Genomic DNA, 15697 nt, shown 5'->3' with positions numbered 1-15697 from the left:
ATCACAGTTGTCGCGGGCTGCCGCCGACACGTGCCAGGCCGAGCAGTTTGTCGGCGAATTCGGTATCGCTGACCGGGGTCAGGACCAGCACGTCCGCGGTGGTGAGCAGATAGCGGCCGTCGTCCCGGATATCCAGCCAGCTGCGGTGCCGGGTGGGTGGGGACATCGGCTCGTCCGGGGCGACCGTGACGGTGATGAAGCCCCGGGAGTCCACCGGTTCGCGCAGGGTTCTCCGGAACCGGTCGGCGTCGCCCGCTTCCCGGCACGTGGGTATGGGCGCGTCGGTGAGTACCGCTTCCTGCGGTTCGTACAGGGGTCCGTGCGCGCCGCGGCGGGCGGAACCGATCAGCGTGACCAGCCGGCTCCCGAGTTCTTGGGCCTGGCACATGTGCACGGTGACCCGGTCGGCGGTGGTGTGCAGGACCGCGGCATGGTGATCGATAACGGCGGCGAAGCCGAGAATCTGTTCGGTGGCGGGCAGGTCACCGTTGCGGGGGAGCACCGAGCGTTCTCCGGAGATGGTGACGGCGGTGGCGTCCGGGCGGGCGCAGAGCATGAGTGCGGCTGCCAGATCCGGGTCTGCCTGTCTGGCGAACCGCTGCGGTAATCGTAGGGCGGCCAATTCGGACTCGGTCCGGACCGTGCTGGCCGGTGCCAAGTTCACCGGATAGGGGCGCCGGTCCAGGCTCGTCTCATTGGCCCAGACGTAACTGAATTCGTCGGGGGTGAATATCCATTTCACCGGCGCGGGCTCCCGCGGTCGCCGCCGGTGGATGTCTCGGGGAAGCGGGGCACCCGATCCCCGGAGGGAGGGAGCGTGGGGAGATAGATGGTGGTCATCGCGTCCTGCGCGTCGGCGGTGGCCGCGGCCGCGGCGATATCGTGGTCCATTCGGCGCCGGCCGCCGTGTACGGCTTCGGCCGCCGGGTCGTCGAGAGGACGATACGGCTGTGGGGCCGCGAGCGCGGCCCGAAGTGTCTGGGCCGCATCCGAATTACCCTCCATGATCCGCTGGACCGCCCGGCAGACCTCATGGGTGGCCTCGCCGGCGCGGATGAAATCGAGGGTGGCCTGCCGGGCAGCGTCGGCGGTGTGCCCGGTCCAGCCCCCGAATTCCCGGCCCGCGGAATCGGCGAAGGCCGCGAAGGCTGCGGCCACCGCGTCGGCATTCGATTTCCAGGCCGCGGCCGCCGCGCCGAGTGCGGCCGGATCGAGTACCTCGTGGACGCGGTCCCAGATTTCCTGATGGGTGAAACTGCCGAAACATTCGCGTTCCGGCGCGTAGGGCGGATCGATATCGGGGGATTCAGGCATCGTCGCCGCCTTCGCTGCATCCGGCCCGGTCCGCGGCCGCGGCGAGGGCGGCCCGGTTGGCGAGATCGGCCTCGGTGAGCCGGCCGGCGGCCGCCAGGTAGGCGGCCTTGAACCAGAGCGCGGTTTCCTGCAGGGCGGTGAGGGTATCGAGGTAGTCCGCGCCCTTACCGGCGAAACCGGCGGCCAGGGCGTGCCCGGTGGGCAGGTCGGGGAAACCGGCGGTACCGGTGGCGGTGGCGATCTGCCGGCCCCCGGCGCGGGCGGCCTCCAGATCGGCAACCAGGACATCGCACGCCGCCGCCAGGCGCAGGGCGACATCCTCGGCGAGGGTGAAGGAATCCGTTCCGCCGGTCGTGGCCGCGGCGTACAACCGCCGGGCCGCGCCCTGCCCCAGATCCGGCACCGACATCTGGAATCCCCCTTCCGGACCGATAGCTCGACCCGTGATCCTACCGATGAGTAGGCACCGCTGCCGACGAATACCCGCTGCGCCTGGGTATTCGGCTGTGAAATGACGCACGCGGCAGGGGATGCGCACAGAAACCGGATCGCCGGATATCGCAGGCCGCGTGTTGCTGAGTCGCGCGATACCGTCAGACCCCGCGGTTCGAGGCGGCCGGGTGTCCGCCGCGCTGTTCCGCCGCCCCGGCCGCCGGCTTGGCCGCGGTGATGTACTGCAGGAATCGGTGCACCTGCTGGTCGATATCGACCAGTCCGGACGCGGCGAACAGGTCGGGGAAGGTCCGCCCGCCGAACATCCGCAAACCACTGACCGCCGCGGTACGGCGGGTGAGCTCGCCGAACGGATTGCCGGGGCGATAGCTCGTGGTGACGGCGAGCCGGCCGCCCGGCGCCAGCACCCGGATCATTTCCCGCGTCGCGACCAGCGGGTCCGGGATCAGGTACAGCGCACCGAAACAGCAGACAGCGTCGAAGGTTCCGTCGGCGAACGGCAGAAACCGCGCATCGCCGCGTACATATCCGGCGCGCGGTCCGGCGTTGTCGGCCAGGGCGCGGGCGAGCATCGGCGGTGAATAGTCGATTCCGGTGACGTAGCCGTCCGCGGGCACGTGCTCGCTGAGGTAGTGGGTGAAATTGCCCGGTCCGCAAGCAATATCGAGAACGCGGCGGGCGCTGCCCAGTCGCAGGGAATCCACCGCGAAGCGGCGATCGGCGCCGGTGCTGCGGCCCGAGGCCAGGTAGAACAAGGTCGGTCGCCACACCCGCTCGTAGACGGCCGCCAGCGCGGGGGCATTCATGGTGCGCCGGGCGAGGTTCATTCCAGCGGCTCCACATCGATGGTCATACCGGCCGCCCGGAGACGTTCGGTCAACGCGTCACCCATGGCGGTGGCGGGAGTGAGTATCCCGGCGATTTCCGGTTTCTCGTCGAAGGCCAGGGCCAGACCGCTCTCGCCGAGCATGACCGCGGTCGCCTTGTAACCGGGATCGCCCTGTCCCGCGAAATTCGCGAGATAGCGTGCGCCCGACGAGGTGCGCGTATAGGTGCGCATCCGGAACCAGCCGTTCTCTCTGGTCTTTTCGCTGGGTCCGGTACCCGGCGTGGGTAGGACCCGGTCGAGCAGGGCACGTCCGGCGCCGAACCGGGACAGCAGGCCGCCGACGGCCATTCCGGCGACCACCCCGCCGGAAACCCCGGCCGCGACCACCGGCGCCAGCGGCGAGGTGCCCGCGCCCATGGTTTCGCGATAGCGGAAGTTCTTGCCGTACACCCAGCCGAGCAGGCCGTTGCTGCGCCGCACGATCTTCCCGTTGTGCGCGGCCATGACGAAGGTGCCGACCCAGCCATCCAGGCTCGGATCGATATTCCGCGCCCGCTGGAGCGTGAGATCCGATTGCCGGCCCACCTCGGGGTCCATGGATTTGTCCGGGCTGAGCGAATAGGGGTGGCTGAGGACCGCGCCCTTGGATTTGTCCGCGGCGACGGCCTCCATCATCGCGCGGCCGGAGTCGATGGTGCCGCCGCTCACCCCGCCGCGCAGGGTCGCGATCAGGGTGGTGTCGCCCAGCTCGCCGGTGTTGTCCGCCACCGTTCGCCGGTAGAGCTGGTAGACGCTCAAATCCGACGGAACCGAATCGTAGCCACAGGAATTCACGATTTTGGCGCCGGTGCGCGCGGCCTCGTCGTGATAGGTGTCGATCGCCTCCCGGATGAACAGGGGTTCACCGGTCAGATCCGCATAGTGTGTGCCGGCCTTCGCGCAGGCCGCGACCATCGGCATGCCGTAGCGCAGATACGGTCCGACCGTGGTGATCACCGCGGTGGTGCGTGCGGCGAGGGCATCCATCGAGTCCTGGTCGGTGGTATCGGCCACCACCAGATCCCACTCGGGCGCGCCGATCTCGTCCCGTACGGCCGCGAGCTTCTGCGCCGACCGGCCGGCCAGCGCGATTCGCGCGCCCGCGGGCGCGACGCCCAGTAGGTACCGGGCGGTGAGCTTGCCGACGAAACCGGTCGCGCCGAAAACGATCAGGTCGAATTCGCGTGTGTCGGTCATGAATTGAACCCCTGGGTCGATGTGGCGTCGTGCGATGGCTTACCTGTGCGGCGTTTACCGCGCTTGTTGGGCCGGCGCTGCGCCAGCCATTCCCGGTGGGCCGTCCCGAGTTCGGTGACCGGCTCCTCGTCGTACAGCCACTCCCGGGCGATGCGATGCCAGTTCGCGGTGGCCTGCAACTGGCCCAGCATGCCGAAGGTCAGGAAATCGGCGCGCCGGGAGAACAGATGCTCCGGCGGCAGATTCTGCTGTTTCATCCCGGAGAATTCGCTGGAACGCGGATCGACGGCGAGGAGGAACGCGCCGCTGGCCAGTTCCGGGGTGATGGTGAGTTCCTGATCGACCAGACACCATTCGGAGGCCGAGAGCACATACTCCAGGCATTCCTCGACGCCGATCTCCTCGGTCGAATCGATAACACCGCGCTCGACCATCAGGTCCCGCAGGTCCGCACCGCGGTCCTCGGCGGCCGCGCACAGGCAGATCGCCTCGAACCGGACATGTTCGGGATCCATCCGGTTGAACAAACCGAAATCCAGGAATCCCACCCGGCCGTCGTCGGCGAGCAGGACATTGCCCGGATGCGGATCGCCGCAGAACTCGTTGAAACTGAACAGCGAGCCCACGTAGAAGCGGTAGATGATCTCCCCCACGCGGTCGCGTTCGGCCTGCGGCATATGCCGGATGTCCTCGAACGCGGTCCCGGCCAGGAACTCGGTGACCAGCACCCGCTGCGTGCTGTGCTTCAGCACCGGCGCCGGTACGACGATGAACGGATGGCCGGCGTAGAGGGCCGCGATATCGCGCTGCGTCTCGGCCTCGACGTGATAGTCCAGTTCGGATTCCATATTCAGCCGGAGTTCGTCGAGCACGGCCGGCGTCACCCACGGCATGGCCGACTGCAGGACCCGACGGAACATGGAGAGGTTCTTCAGATCGGCGCGCACCGCGGCGTCGATGCCCGGGTACTGCACTTTCACCGCCACCTGCCGGCCGTCGTGCAATCGGGCCAGGTACACCTGCCCGATCGATGCCGCGGCGATGGCCTCGGGCTCGAATTCGGCGAACACCGCATCCAGCGGCTGCCCGTAATCCTCTTCGATCACCGCGCGCATGGCCTCGAACGACACCGATGGTGCCGCGTTACGCAATACCGCGAGCCGTTTCTGGAAGCGCTCCCGGTGCTCGGGCGGAACCAGGTCCAGGTCCAGCACCGACATCATCTGGCCCAGCTTCATCGCCACGCCCTTCATGGTGCCCAGCACCATGACCAGCTGTTCGGTACTGCGCAGAATGGATTCCTCGGCCATCCGGGCCCGCACCGCCTCCGAACGCCCCCGCATGGAGAGCCGGGCGCGTTGTGTGCGGACCACCGAACCGGCCGCGACCGCGCCCAGTTTGGTGCCGCGGGCCAGCCGGGATGTCGGCACTTGTTTCGCCATCGAGGTACCTCCGTTGGTGCCGACGCGCGCTTGCGGCGGCCGAAGAACTCAGCCGCATCTCCCGGCGCCGCACGGCAATCAGAGTAGCCAAACGGGCGGGGTTGTCGAGTCCGGCGAGCCGGGTGGCTCAGACGGCCTGGTCGCCGGGGTCGATCGGCGGCAGCACATGTTCCTGCCCGGCGAACTTGGCCCGGGAACCGCCGGCCCGCGCCATCCCCTCGATAGCGCTCCACACCATCATGGTGAGGTAATCGATCACTTCGTCACGGGGCATGGATTTGTTGGTGGTCCACCAGTGGGTGGCGAGCTGGATACCGCCGACGATCACATACGACCACAGCATCACCCCCTCGGTCTCGATCCCGAGGTCACTGCCGCGTTCGGTGATGGCGGCCGCCACCACCTCGGCGAACAGCCGCTCGAAATCGGCCAGCGAGGACGGGTCACCGGAACCGGTGCCCATGATGAACCGGTAGACCTCGGGGTCCTCGTCGACCGCGCCCACATATTCGGCCAGGGCGGAACGGACCAGCTGGTACTCGTCGGCGTCCAGGCTGATCGCCCCGTAGACCCGCGGCATCAGGGTGATCTCGATGAACCGCTGCATAGCGGCGTTCACCAGGTCGTTCTTATCGGCGAAGTAGCGGTACAGGACGGTCTTCGACACGCCGATCTCGGCAGCGATCTCGTCCATGCCGGCATTGCCACCGCGTGTCCGGACTGCCGCGAGGGTGCCGTCGACGAGTTCCTCCCGCCGGTTGATCTTGTGCTGGCGCCAGCGCCGTTTACGGCCATCGGGTCGCGCGGTACGCACCGGCGCCGATCGATCGGCGGAGTTCCCGACATCGAGCAGGTCTTCGGTGGACAGCGTGGGCTCCTCGGTCCGTTCGGTTCGCGTGCGTTCCACTGTATGCTCTGTCTTTCTGGCGCGCTGGCGCGCGCGGGGTTTTGGCCCCCTTGGGCTCTGCGTTCAGCCCTCGAGACTCGCGGCTGCGCCGCATGCGCTTCGAGGGCTGAACGCAGGGCCGGGCCAAAACCTCCAAGGGCCTCGTAAGGCTCGGCACCGCCGCTGGGCACGTAGTCAGCACCCGTGCCGGGGTTCGTTCTGTTTCGGAGCGATCGGCGGGAGTGAGCACCTCGGGTTGACAGGGCCCCGGCACGTGCCATCGGAGGCGGCGCCACTTACACAGCAGAATGGGGGTATGCAGAAACCGATCGGCAGTAGCGCGGTGCTCGATTCCGCTCCCGCAACTCCCGCCGGGGGTCGGCAGCCGGAACCTCCGGGCGTCTTCGCCACGCTCACCGACGATGCGGCCAAGAAACGTGACCTGCGGCGGATGAAAGCCGTCGCGACGGGTCTGCTGGCCCTGGCCACCGTCATATATCTGGTGTGCCGGTGGCTGGAGTCACGTGGCGGCGCCGGCGACTGGGTGGGTTATGTGCGGGCGGCGGCGGAAGCAGGGATGGTCGGCGCGCTGGCCGACTGGTTCGCGGTGACCGCGCTGTTCCGGCATCCGCTCGGCCTGCCGATCCCGCATACCGCGATCATCCGCCGCAAGAAAGATCAACTGGGTGCCAGCCTGGGCAACTTCGTGGGGACCAACTTCCTTTCGCCGGAGGTGGTGACCGCGAAGGTCAATTCTGCGCAGATTCCGTGGCGGGTCGGGCGCTGGATGGCGAATCCGGAGAACGCCGCGCGGATCGCGGACGAGAGTTCGACCATCCTGCGGGCCGTGGTCGGCGTGCTCCGGGACGAAGACGTCGAGCAGATCATCGACAACACGATCGTGAAGCGGATCGCCGAACCGCAGTGGGGTCCGCCGATCGGCCGGGTACTGGCCGAGCTGCTGGCCGATAACCGCCAGCTCCCGCTGCTGGACCTGCTGGCCGAACGCGCCCACCAGTGGGCGCTGGGTAGTCAGGAGACGATCGACCGGATCGTCATGGGCGAGGCTCCGCAGTGGGCGCCGAAGTTCGTGAACGTGCTGTTGTCCGAGAAGGTGTACCGCGAGCTGGTCGAATTCACCTGGAAGGTGCGGTCGACCCCCGACCACGAGGTCCGGCTGGCGGCCAACCGCTTCCTGGAAGAGTTCGCCCACGACCTGCAATTCGACGAGACCATGATCGCCAAAGCGGAGCGGATCAAAACCCAGATCATGGGCCGCGAGGAGATCACGGGCCTGGCGGAGGCCACCTGGCGAGCGGCCAAACGGCTGATCCTCGAATCCGCCGACGATCCGGACAGCACCCTGCGCCGCAAGGTCGCCGAGAATGTGCAGCAGCTCGGCGAACGGTTGCGCGACGATACCGCCACTCGCGCCAAGGTCGACGGATGGATCGAACGCGGAGCCCGCTACCTGGCGGCCAACTATGCGGAGGAGATCGCGACGATCGTCAGCGATACGGTCGCCCGCTGGGACGCCGAGGAGGCGAGCAAGAAGATCGAGGTCCAGGTGGGCCGCGATCTGCAGTTCATCCGGATCAACGGCACAGTGGTGGGCAGCCTTGCGGGCCTGCTCATCTACACAGTGTCCAACCTGATGTTCGGTGGATAACCCCGCGCCAGAAGACACCGCTAGCACAAGTGCTTGCAATTGCTAGCACCCTGATTTATCGTTGCGTATGTACACGCCAGAAGGTGAGTGATGGCTGAACAGCCCGAGTTTTCCGCTCAGCGCACCGACGATCCGGCAGCGTCCGCCGGTGCCGGTGACAAGGCAGCCCGCGTGGTCAACGCGGCGCAGGATATCGGGGGGTTCATCCGGGCGCAGCGCGAGGCCGCCCAGGTCTCGTTGCGTCAACTCGCCCAGCTGGCGGGGGTCAGCAACCCGTACCTCAGCCAGATCGAGCGCGGATTGCGTAACCCCTCCGCCGAGGTACTCGCGCAGATCGCCAAGGCGCTGCGGGTGTCCTCGGAGGTGTTGTACGTGCGTGCCGGCTTCCTCGAGCAGCGGGCGCACAGTCCCGTCCGGGATGCACTGCTGGCCGATTCCGCGATCAGCGAGCGGCAGAAACAGGTGCTCCTGGATATCTACGAATCGTTCCGCCGGGAGAACGGGCCGGAGGAAACGATCGCTCGGGACAGCGTTGTTCCACAACCGACCACCGACGTTCCGCCATGCCAGGAGAACGATAAATGACCGAGAAGTACACGAATGTGAAACCGCTGTTCGCCACCGTCGGTGCCACGGACGCCGTCTACACCGCAGTTCTGGACGCGGTGACTCAGGTGCGGGAGCGGGCCACCGACGTCAACGGCCGCGTCGACGAGGCCCGGGAGCGGTTCGCCGGCCTGCCCGCCGACGTGCAGACCCAGTTCGAGCAGATCCGCACGCGACTGGCCGAGCTGCCGTCGGAACTGCCGGAGGACCTGGCCGAACTGCGGGAGAAGTTCACCGCCGACGAACTGCGCAAACTGGCCGAGCAGTACTACCGCCAGGTGCTCGACATCTACTCGGATCTGGCCGTGCGCGGCGAGGAAACCATGGAGCGGCTGCGCGCGAACCACCTGGTCGAGGAGCAGGTCGGGCGCGTGGAGAACCTCTACAAGGAGGCCGGCAGCCGAGCCGAGGAAGTGCTGGACCGGGTGAACGGCCTGATCGGCCGGACCGGGAAGGCCGCCGAGGATACGGTGCCGGTGGTGGAGCCCGAGGCTCCCGTTACCGCTGATGTGCTCGACGCCGAGGTTGTCGAGCCGGCGCCCGAGCCCGCTCCGGAGCCCGCGCCGGCCGCGAAGAAGGCTCCCGCCGCCAAGAAGGCCCCGGCCAAGAAAGCCCCGGCCAAGAAGGCTGCCCCCAAGTCCATCTGACCTGGTGGTCCGGGCTCGCGCCCCCGTGCACCTGTGGTGTGCGGGGGCGCTGCTCTTATCATGGGGACATGGAACAGGTGTTTGGCTTGACCTGGTGGATCATGGCCGCGCTGTGGCTGCTGGCGATCAGCGCGACCGTTTTCGCGCTGGTGCACGCCGTGCGCCAGCGTTCCGATGCGTTCACCGCGGTAGACAAACTGACGAAACCGATATGGCTCGGCATCCTCGGCGTGGCGGCGCTGTTGCTGCTGGTCACCGCCCCCCAGCTGGGCTTGCTTGCGTTCATCTCGATCATCGCCACCGGCATCTACCTGGCCGATGTGCGTCCGAAGGTGGACGAGGTCCAGCGCGGGCCGCGCTGGTAGGCGCGTTGCCCGCCGCCTCCGGACGGCTGGAAATGGGGTGGGATACCCACCTTCCCGGGTAAGTCACCTGGCGTACCCGAATCCTGCGTATTACTGTGTCAATCAGTAACACAAAGGAGTGTCCATGCGCGCAACGATGCCGAAGGTCCTGACTGCCCTCACTCATCAGATCGATGGGCTGTTCGAGGTGCACCGGGCGGCCCTGCGCGCCCGCGGCGGATACCGGAACGCCGCGTTGAACCCGCCCGCCGCCGAGTACGAGGTCATCGAAGTGCGCGCCGCCGACGGCGCCCGGATCCGGGCCCACGCCTACGGCCCGCGGGATGCCCAGCCGGTGGTGCTCGTACACGGCTGGACCTGTTCGCTCGAGTACTGGAACCCGCAGATCAACGCCTTCGCGGGCGAATACCGGGTGATCGCCTTCGACCTGCGCGGGCACGGGGAGAGCGAATTCGGCGACCCCGAGCAGCTGGACTGCCATCTGCTGGCCGACGACCTCTGTGCGGTGCTGGACGCGGTGCTGCGGCCCGGGCAGCGGGCAGTTCTGGTCGGGCACAGCCTCGGCGCGATGACCTTGCAGGCCTGGGCCGGTAAGTATCCGCAGCGAGTCCTGGACCAGGCCGTGGCGGTGCTGCTGGCGAATACCGGGCCGCATTCGCTGGTCGCCGAGACCACCGTGGTCCCGTTCTTCAACCGGCCGCTACCACTGCTGAACCGGGTGGTGCCGTTGCCGATGTGGCTCGGGCGCGGCGGGCTGAGCGGCCGGATCGTTTTTCCGCCGGTAGCGCCCGTGCGATGGGTCTTCGCGCGGCAGATCATGAGCCTGGCCGCCGATCCCGAAGCGATCGAGTTCGGCATGAACATCGTGCGTTCCTGCCGGTCGTGGGTCCGTTCGGAGTTCGGCCGGTTGCTGGCCGAGATGGATCTCGGGGACGCTGCCCGCCACCTCGCCGTGCCGACCACAGTGGTCGCGGGCACCGCGGACGATATGACTCCGGCAGTGCATGCCGAACAGATCGCCGAATGGCTGCGGGAAGCGGGCAACCTCGCTCGGTTCGAGCTGCTCCCCACCGGACATCTCGGCAACCTGGAAGAGATCGATCGCTTCAACGAGATCCTCGGTGAGGTGCTCGCCTCCGTGCGGGCGCCCGCCGAAGCCGTGGGCTGAGCCCGCTCAGGAGAACACCACGGTGCGCTTCCCGTGCACCAGAACTCGGCTCTCCAGATGCCAGCGCAGACCGCGCGCCAGCACGACCCGTTCGATATCGCGGCCCTGGCGGACCATATCGCTCACCTCGTCGGCGTGGTCGACCCGGATGACGTCCTGTTCGATGATCGGGCCCGCATCCAGTTCCGCCGTCACATAGTGGCAGGTGGCGCCGATGAGTTTGACCCCGCGAGCGAACGCCTGATGGTAGGGCCGGGCGCCGACGAAGGACGGCAGGAAGCTGTGGTGGATATTGATCGCCCGCCCCGCCCAGTGTTCGCACAGTCGCTGCGGTAGCACCTGCATGAACCGGGCCAGCACCACCGCATCCGGATCGTGTTGGTCGACCAGTTCGCGGACCCGTTCGAAAGCCGGTCCGCGTTCGGCCGGGTCCTTGGAAAACGGCACATGGTGGAACGGGATCCCGTGCGCCTCGGTGATCCCGGCCAGATCCAGATGATTGCCGATCACCGCCTCGATCGTGGCCGGTAGTTCCCCCGAAGTCGCCCGGCCGAGCAGATCGTGCAGGCAGTGCCCCTCCTTGCTGACCAGCACCACTGCCCGCCGCCGGATCCCCGAATCGTGCACCTGCCATTCGGTCTCCGGACCGAGTTCGGCGGCGACGCCGTGGAACCGCGTCCGCAGCTCTTCGACGCCGAACGGCACGGTCGACGCTTTGATGGACTGGCGGGTGAAGAACCAGCCGGTGTCGAGATCGGAGTGGTATCCGGCCTCCAGAATGGAGCCCCCGAACCCGGCGATGAACGAGGTGATGGCGGCGATGATGCCGGGGCGGTCGGGGCAGCCCAGGGTCAGCACATATCGGCGATCGTCGGAGGCGCGAACAGCGGAAACCATGAGGTCAGCGTAATTGGCTGTGTTTCGGCGCGCTGGCGCGCAGGGTTTCGTAAGACTCGGCGCCGCCGCTGGGCGCGTCAGGCTCGGATGTCAGCACCTCCGTTCGCCTGCGACTACACCCCTTCTGTGGATCCGGTGGGTCAGCATGCGGTGGTTCGGGGCCCGTCTCGGATCTGGACTGACGGAGCGGGGGAGCGAAGCGGAGGAGCGGAGGAGGGAAGATTCGAGACACGAGGGGGCCCCGAACCCGCGCCGCCGGATGCGGCGCCAAAAACACAGCGCAACGACGGTGGGCGAACCCTGGTCGGCAAAATCATGGTCGCGGATCTAGAACCGCACAGTTCGGCTGGACCGGACACCGCCGCCGGGTGCGCAAAGCGGCGCAGAAACCCGTCTCAGAGGGTGTAGAAGGGCGCGGCGTAGCGGAACTCACCCAGGATCTGGGAGTCGTAGGCGGTGAGCGGCCGGACCTGGAAGTGACTTGCCCAGTCGGGCTGGTCGGGGATTATTCCCAGACGTTCCCCCGGCTGGAAGCCGAACCGCGGGTAATAGTCGAGGCTGCCGAGCAGCCCGATGAGGGGTTCGTCGAGCGCGTCGGCGGCGCCGATGGCAGCGTGCATCAGCGCCGAGCCGATGCCGTCCCGCTGCCGGTCGGCGAGGATCCCGATCGGGCCCAGCGCCAGCACCGGGAAGGGTCCCACCGTCGCGCGGGTGACACAGACATGGCCGACCACGGTCTCGTTGGCCACCGCGACCATGGACAGCGTCGGGATCCAGCCGGGATCGCTGCGCAACTCGTCCATCAGCGCGACCTCGGGCGGATCCTGCGCGAGCCCGGGGTAGTGAGCGGCGAACGCACTGCGATGTACGGCCGCCACGGCGGCGATATCGGCGAAACGTTCGCGGCGGATCAGCAACGTCGTCCTCTCCTAGTGCCGATGGCGAGTGTTCCACTGGCGTTGTCGGCGGTGTTCCATCGTGTGCTGTCGGCGAGTGTTCCCGACGAACCGGAGGCCCGCAACGGAATTCGCACCGGGTGTGCCAGACTCTCGTGCCATGGCCGATTCCGCAGCGCTGACCAGGTCCGAAGTGGCCGAAATGATCGACCACACACTGCTCGCCCCGGAAGCGACCAGCGCGGATGTTACCGCCCTGGTGGCGGAGGCCCGGGAGCTCGGGGTCTACGCGATCTGCGTTTCGCCGGCCATGCTGCCGGTGCGGGCGCCGGGTGTGGTGGTGGCGACCGTCGCGGGATTCCCGTCCGGCAAACATCATTCGCTGGTGAAGGGCGCCGAGGCTCGGCTCGCGGTGGATCAGGGCGCGGCAGAGGTCGATATGGTCATCGATATCGGGGCCGCGGTCGCCGGCGATTTCTCCGCGGTCCTCGCCGATATCATCGTGGTCCGCGAGGCGATCGAGCAGCGCGCCGTCCTGAAGGTGATCATCGAATCGGCCGCGCTCTCCGACGAGGCGATCGTGCAGGCCTGCCGGGCGGCCGAACAGGCGGGGGCCGATTTCGTGAAGACCTCCACGGGTTTTCATCCCGCCGGGGGCGCCGACCCGCACGCCGTGCGGTTGATGGCCGATACCGTCGGCGGGCGCCTCGGGGTCAAGGCCAGCGGTGGGATTCGTACCGCCGAGGCGGCCGCCGCCCTGATCGCCGCCGGCGCCACCCGCCTCGGACTCTCCCGCAGCCGCGCAGTTCTCGACGGCTTCCCGGAGTAACCAATCCCCTCCCGATCAACACATTTCCCCACCTCCCCGAATCGTCCACCCCCAATGGGCGGGGCCCGCCCCTGGTCTGGAGCGACGGAGCGGGGGAGCGAAGCGGAGGAGCGGAGGAGTGAAGACCAGGGGTTGATAGGGCCCCGCCCTCGAGACGCGGAGCGTCTCCAAAATTACAGCCCGCCCCTTCCCGGACGGTCTACGCCGAGAGTCCTTCGCGGATGGTCCACGCCGGAGAGGCGTTACCAGGACCACGACCCGCGCAGTCGGACTCGGCGCTGAACATTCAGCAGGAGGCGCTGCTGCCCTCGGGCGGCGGTGGCAACTCGGCCCGGCCGCCCTGCAGGTCGATTTCGACACCGTTGTCGGTGACCCGCAATTCCGTCGGCTGCAGACCCAGCGGGTAGACCTGCATACTCTCGGTCATCAGGTTCACCACTCCCTCGGCCAGATCGTCCGGCACCCCGATGCCCAAGAACTGCGCCTGACCGACCTCCAGTTGCACTTTCCCGTCCACGATCTGCGGCGTGATCCGGAGTTCACCCAGGCCGCCCAGCACCGCCATGGTGAGCTGACCGGAGGCCGGATCGGACCGGACCTCGCTGACGAGGCCCTGCAGCGTCTGGGCCATTCCCTCGTTGCTCCAGCTGACATCGGCGGTCGAGCTGCCGATCGTGCTACCGCTGTTACTGCCCTCCGGCATCTGGATATCGTGGAATTGCGCGTGCACCTGCATATCGACCGCGGGGCCGAATTCGGCGCCTTCGCTGTCGACATCCATCCGGGAGACCTTCCCGTCCACCATGGTGACGAGCAGTGGTTTGGCCCCGAAGCCGACGTTGATCTTCGAGCCCATCTCCTGCTCGAACTGGGTGCTGATACAGCTCGCGATCCGGTGCCGTGCATAGGCTTCACCGCCGACCAGCGCGGCGGCCACCAGCACAACAGCGGTGATCACGGCGATCAGGGCGGTGCGGCGGCTGACCTTCGGTACCGACAGGGTCTTGGTGGGCATGAGAGCGATTCTTCCGCATATTTCTGTGCCCGCTCTGAGGTCCGAGTATGGGCACATGGTGAACGTGACGACGTCAGCCGCGATAGTGGCGCCGGGTTTGTGAGATGGGACACAGTGCGGGTCCGCATGTCACGCGGGAGCGACGGTGGTCCAGGGGACGGTCAGCACGTTGTCGCGCACCCGGCGCCGTGGGTTGTGGACCGGCCACCCCTGTGCCCGGAGAAGATTCGCCGCCGCGCGCCAGCGCACCCGGGGCCCGTACACCGCCAGCGGCGCGGAATGGGCCCATGCCAGGTCGGCCGCCGACAACAGAGCGTGGACGGGTTCGCCGGGGATATTGCGGTGGATGAGTGCTTTGGGCAGTCGCTCGGCGAGGTCGGACGGGCGTTCGACGGTGAACGGGTCCCAGGCCAGGGTCAGTGTCCGGGGGCCGGTTCGATCGAGTACCACCCAGGCGCAGCGGCGCCCCAGTTCGTCGCAGGTGCCCTCGACCAGAACACCGTTCGGTGCCAGCCCCCGCAGGATCCTCGCCCACGCCTCGGCAACCGCCGATTCCGGATATTGGCGCAGCACATTGAAGGCGCGCACCAGGACCGGTCGCAGACCGGCCAATTCGAATCCGCCGCGGGCGAAACGCACTCCGTCGCGGTCGGGGACCACCCGCGCCGGGTCTATTTCCAGGCCCACCACGCGGATATCCGGCCGGATCGTGCGCAGCCGCGCGGCCAGCTCCAGCGTTGTCCACGGCTGGGCGCCGTAACCGAGATCGACCACCAACGGGTCCGCGACCCGGCGCAGTACTTCGGCGATCAGCGGGTCGTGGACGAGCCTGCGGTCGCTGCGGCGGAGCCGGTTGGTTCCCGTGGTGCCCCGGGTGACCGTGCCGAGCGGGACGGTCAGCTGCCGGTCTTTTGGTCGTCCAGCCACTTCTGGGTCACCTCGGCCTCGGCGCGGAACAGGTCGACCAGGTTCACCAGCATGAGCTGTTCGAGCCGCGGGCCCACCATCGGAATGAAGACCTTGGCCTCCGAGGACATCCGCATGGTGCAGCCGGTCTCGGTGGGGAACAGGCGCGTGGTGCCGGTGAGGCTGCCCGGGCCGGCCGGGATCGAGGCGGCGTATTTACCCTCGACCTCCGGGCCGAACGGTCCGAAGCTCTCTTTGCGGGTGATGACCATATCCTTGCGCATCACCGACTGAGCGACCTCGGGCAGCACCTCGCGCGGCAGGATGTGGTGCAGCACCACGTCGATGCCGTCCTCGCTCACATCGATGCTGATCACTTCGTTGGGCGAGTACTTCCGCATTTCGACCATCCGGGCTTCCCAGTAATCCTGGTTCGTCAGCGCCGCGTACAACTCCTTGGTGGTGTGCAGCGGGTAGCGGGCGGAATAGTCCAGTCGGCGAGCCATGCGCGGTAGGTTACCGCCCAGTTGCGTGCGGGC

Annotated in this window: 18 protein-coding genes; 6 read left to right on the top strand and 12 right to left on the bottom strand. The window is 67.7% G+C overall.

Annotation, left to right across the window (positions count from 1 at the left end; all coding sequences use genetic code 11):
* Position 1: 1 nt before the first annotated feature.
* The 7 genes from ACIA75_RS01405 to ACIA75_RS01375 all read right to left on the bottom strand — a co-directional run bounded on the left by ACIA75_RS01405 (position 2) and on the right by ACIA75_RS01375 (position 6088).
* The gene (locus ACIA75_RS01405) at positions 2-742 is read right to left on the bottom strand and encodes an ESX secretion-associated protein EspG (RefSeq protein WP_397098677.1); all 741 of its coding nucleotides are present in this window, start codon (positions 740-742) and stop codon (positions 2-4) included.
* The gene (locus tag ACIA75_RS01400) at positions 739-1314 is read right to left on the bottom strand and encodes a hypothetical protein (RefSeq protein ID WP_397098675.1); all 576 of its coding nucleotides are present in this window, start codon (positions 1312-1314) and stop codon (positions 739-741) included. Before ACIA75_RS01400 ends, ACIA75_RS01405 begins: the two co-directional genes overlap by 4 nt.
* Entirely contained in the window at positions 1307-1723 is a 417-nt protein-coding gene (locus ACIA75_RS01395; RefSeq protein ID WP_397098673.1) for a hypothetical protein, read from the bottom strand. Before ACIA75_RS01395 ends, ACIA75_RS01400 begins: the two co-directional genes overlap by 8 nt.
* A gap of 184 nt (positions 1724-1907) precedes the next feature.
* Positions 1908-2594, bottom strand: a complete 687-nt coding sequence (locus ACIA75_RS01390; RefSeq protein WP_397098671.1) for a class I SAM-dependent methyltransferase — start codon at positions 2592-2594, stop codon at positions 1908-1910.
* A complete protein-coding gene (locus ACIA75_RS01385) occupies positions 2591-3832 on the bottom strand; it encodes a saccharopine dehydrogenase family protein (RefSeq protein ID WP_397098669.1) in 1242 nt (413 codons plus the stop codon). Before ACIA75_RS01385 ends, ACIA75_RS01390 begins: the two co-directional genes overlap by 4 nt.
* Complete coding sequence (locus tag ACIA75_RS01380) at positions 3829-5274, bottom strand: ABC1 kinase family protein (protein ID WP_397098667.1); 1446 nt, start codon at positions 5272-5274, stop codon at positions 3829-3831. The genes ACIA75_RS01385 and ACIA75_RS01380 overlap by 4 nt, the downstream gene beginning before the upstream one ends.
* Before the next feature lie 127 nt (positions 5275-5401).
* Positions 5402-6088 (bottom strand): TetR/AcrR family transcriptional regulator, encoded by a 687-nt coding sequence (locus ACIA75_RS01375; protein ID WP_397100831.1) that lies wholly within the window; start codon positions 6086-6088, stop codon positions 5402-5404.
* Positions 6089-6476: 388 nt separating this feature from the next.
* Between ACIA75_RS01375 and ACIA75_RS01370 the strand changes: the two genes are divergently transcribed.
* The 5 genes from ACIA75_RS01370 (at position 6477) to ACIA75_RS01350 (ending at position 10615) form a co-directional block, all read left to right on the top strand.
* Positions 6477-7829, top strand: coding sequence for a DUF445 domain-containing protein (locus tag ACIA75_RS01370; protein ID WP_397098665.1), 1353 nt, complete (start codon positions 6477-6479; stop codon positions 7827-7829).
* 90 nt (positions 7830-7919) lie between these two features.
* Complete coding sequence (locus ACIA75_RS01365; RefSeq protein WP_397098663.1) at positions 7920-8414, top strand: helix-turn-helix domain-containing protein; 495 nt, start codon at positions 7920-7922, stop codon at positions 8412-8414.
* On the top strand, positions 8411-9082 hold the full coding sequence (locus ACIA75_RS01360; RefSeq protein WP_397098661.1) for a heparin-binding hemagglutinin: 672 nt from the start codon (positions 8411-8413) through the stop codon (positions 9080-9082). The genes ACIA75_RS01365 and ACIA75_RS01360 overlap by 4 nt, the downstream gene beginning before the upstream one ends.
* Before the next feature lie 68 nt (positions 9083-9150).
* Positions 9151-9447 (top strand): DUF2516 family protein, encoded by a 297-nt coding sequence (locus tag ACIA75_RS01355; RefSeq protein WP_397098659.1) that lies wholly within the window; start codon positions 9151-9153, stop codon positions 9445-9447.
* A gap of 124 nt (positions 9448-9571) precedes the next feature.
* Entirely contained in the window at positions 9572-10615 is a 1044-nt protein-coding gene (locus tag ACIA75_RS01350; RefSeq protein WP_397098656.1) for an alpha/beta fold hydrolase, read from the top strand.
* 6 nt (positions 10616-10621) lie between these two features.
* Here the strand turns inward: ACIA75_RS01350 and purU are convergent, their stop codons facing one another.
* On the bottom strand, positions 10622-11512 hold the full coding sequence (gene purU / locus ACIA75_RS01345; RefSeq protein WP_397098654.1) for a formyltetrahydrofolate deformylase: 891 nt from the start codon (positions 11510-11512) through the stop codon (positions 10622-10624).
* 395 nt (positions 11513-11907) lie between these two features.
* Positions 11908-12429 carry a GNAT family N-acetyltransferase gene (locus tag ACIA75_RS01340; protein ID WP_397098651.1) on the bottom strand — a complete coding sequence of 174 codons (522 nt, stop codon included), beginning with the start codon at positions 12427-12429 and terminating at the stop codon, positions 11908-11910.
* A gap of 139 nt (positions 12430-12568) precedes the next feature.
* Here ACIA75_RS01340 and deoC point away from each other — a divergent pair, with 139 nt between their 5' ends.
* Complete coding sequence (gene deoC, locus ACIA75_RS01335) at positions 12569-13237, top strand: deoxyribose-phosphate aldolase (protein WP_397098648.1); 669 nt, start codon at positions 12569-12571, stop codon at positions 13235-13237.
* A gap of 286 nt (positions 13238-13523) precedes the next feature.
* Here the strand turns inward: deoC and ACIA75_RS01330 are convergent, their stop codons facing one another.
* The 3 genes from ACIA75_RS01330 to ACIA75_RS01320 form a co-directional block, all read right to left on the bottom strand.
* Positions 13524-14252 carry a DUF2993 domain-containing protein gene (locus ACIA75_RS01330; protein ID WP_397098646.1) on the bottom strand — a complete coding sequence of 243 codons (729 nt, stop codon included), beginning with the start codon at positions 14250-14252 and terminating at the stop codon, positions 13524-13526.
* 129 nt (positions 14253-14381) lie between these two features.
* The gene (locus tag ACIA75_RS01325; RefSeq protein WP_397098644.1) at positions 14382-15179 is read right to left on the bottom strand and encodes a class I SAM-dependent methyltransferase; all 798 of its coding nucleotides are present in this window, start codon (positions 15177-15179) and stop codon (positions 14382-14384) included.
* The gene (locus tag ACIA75_RS01320) at positions 15149-15664 is read right to left on the bottom strand and encodes a DUF2505 domain-containing protein (protein WP_397098641.1); all 516 of its coding nucleotides are present in this window, start codon (positions 15662-15664) and stop codon (positions 15149-15151) included. The genes ACIA75_RS01325 and ACIA75_RS01320 overlap by 31 nt, the downstream gene beginning before the upstream one ends.
* Positions 15665-15697 lie beyond the last annotated feature (33 nt).

Origin of the sequence: Nocardia sp. NPDC051750, from assembly GCF_044453135.1 — a bacterium.
Classification (GTDB): domain Bacteria; phylum Actinomycetota; class Actinomycetes; order Mycobacteriales; family Mycobacteriaceae; genus Nocardia.
This window is presented reverse-complemented; position numbering and strand designations above follow the sequence as displayed.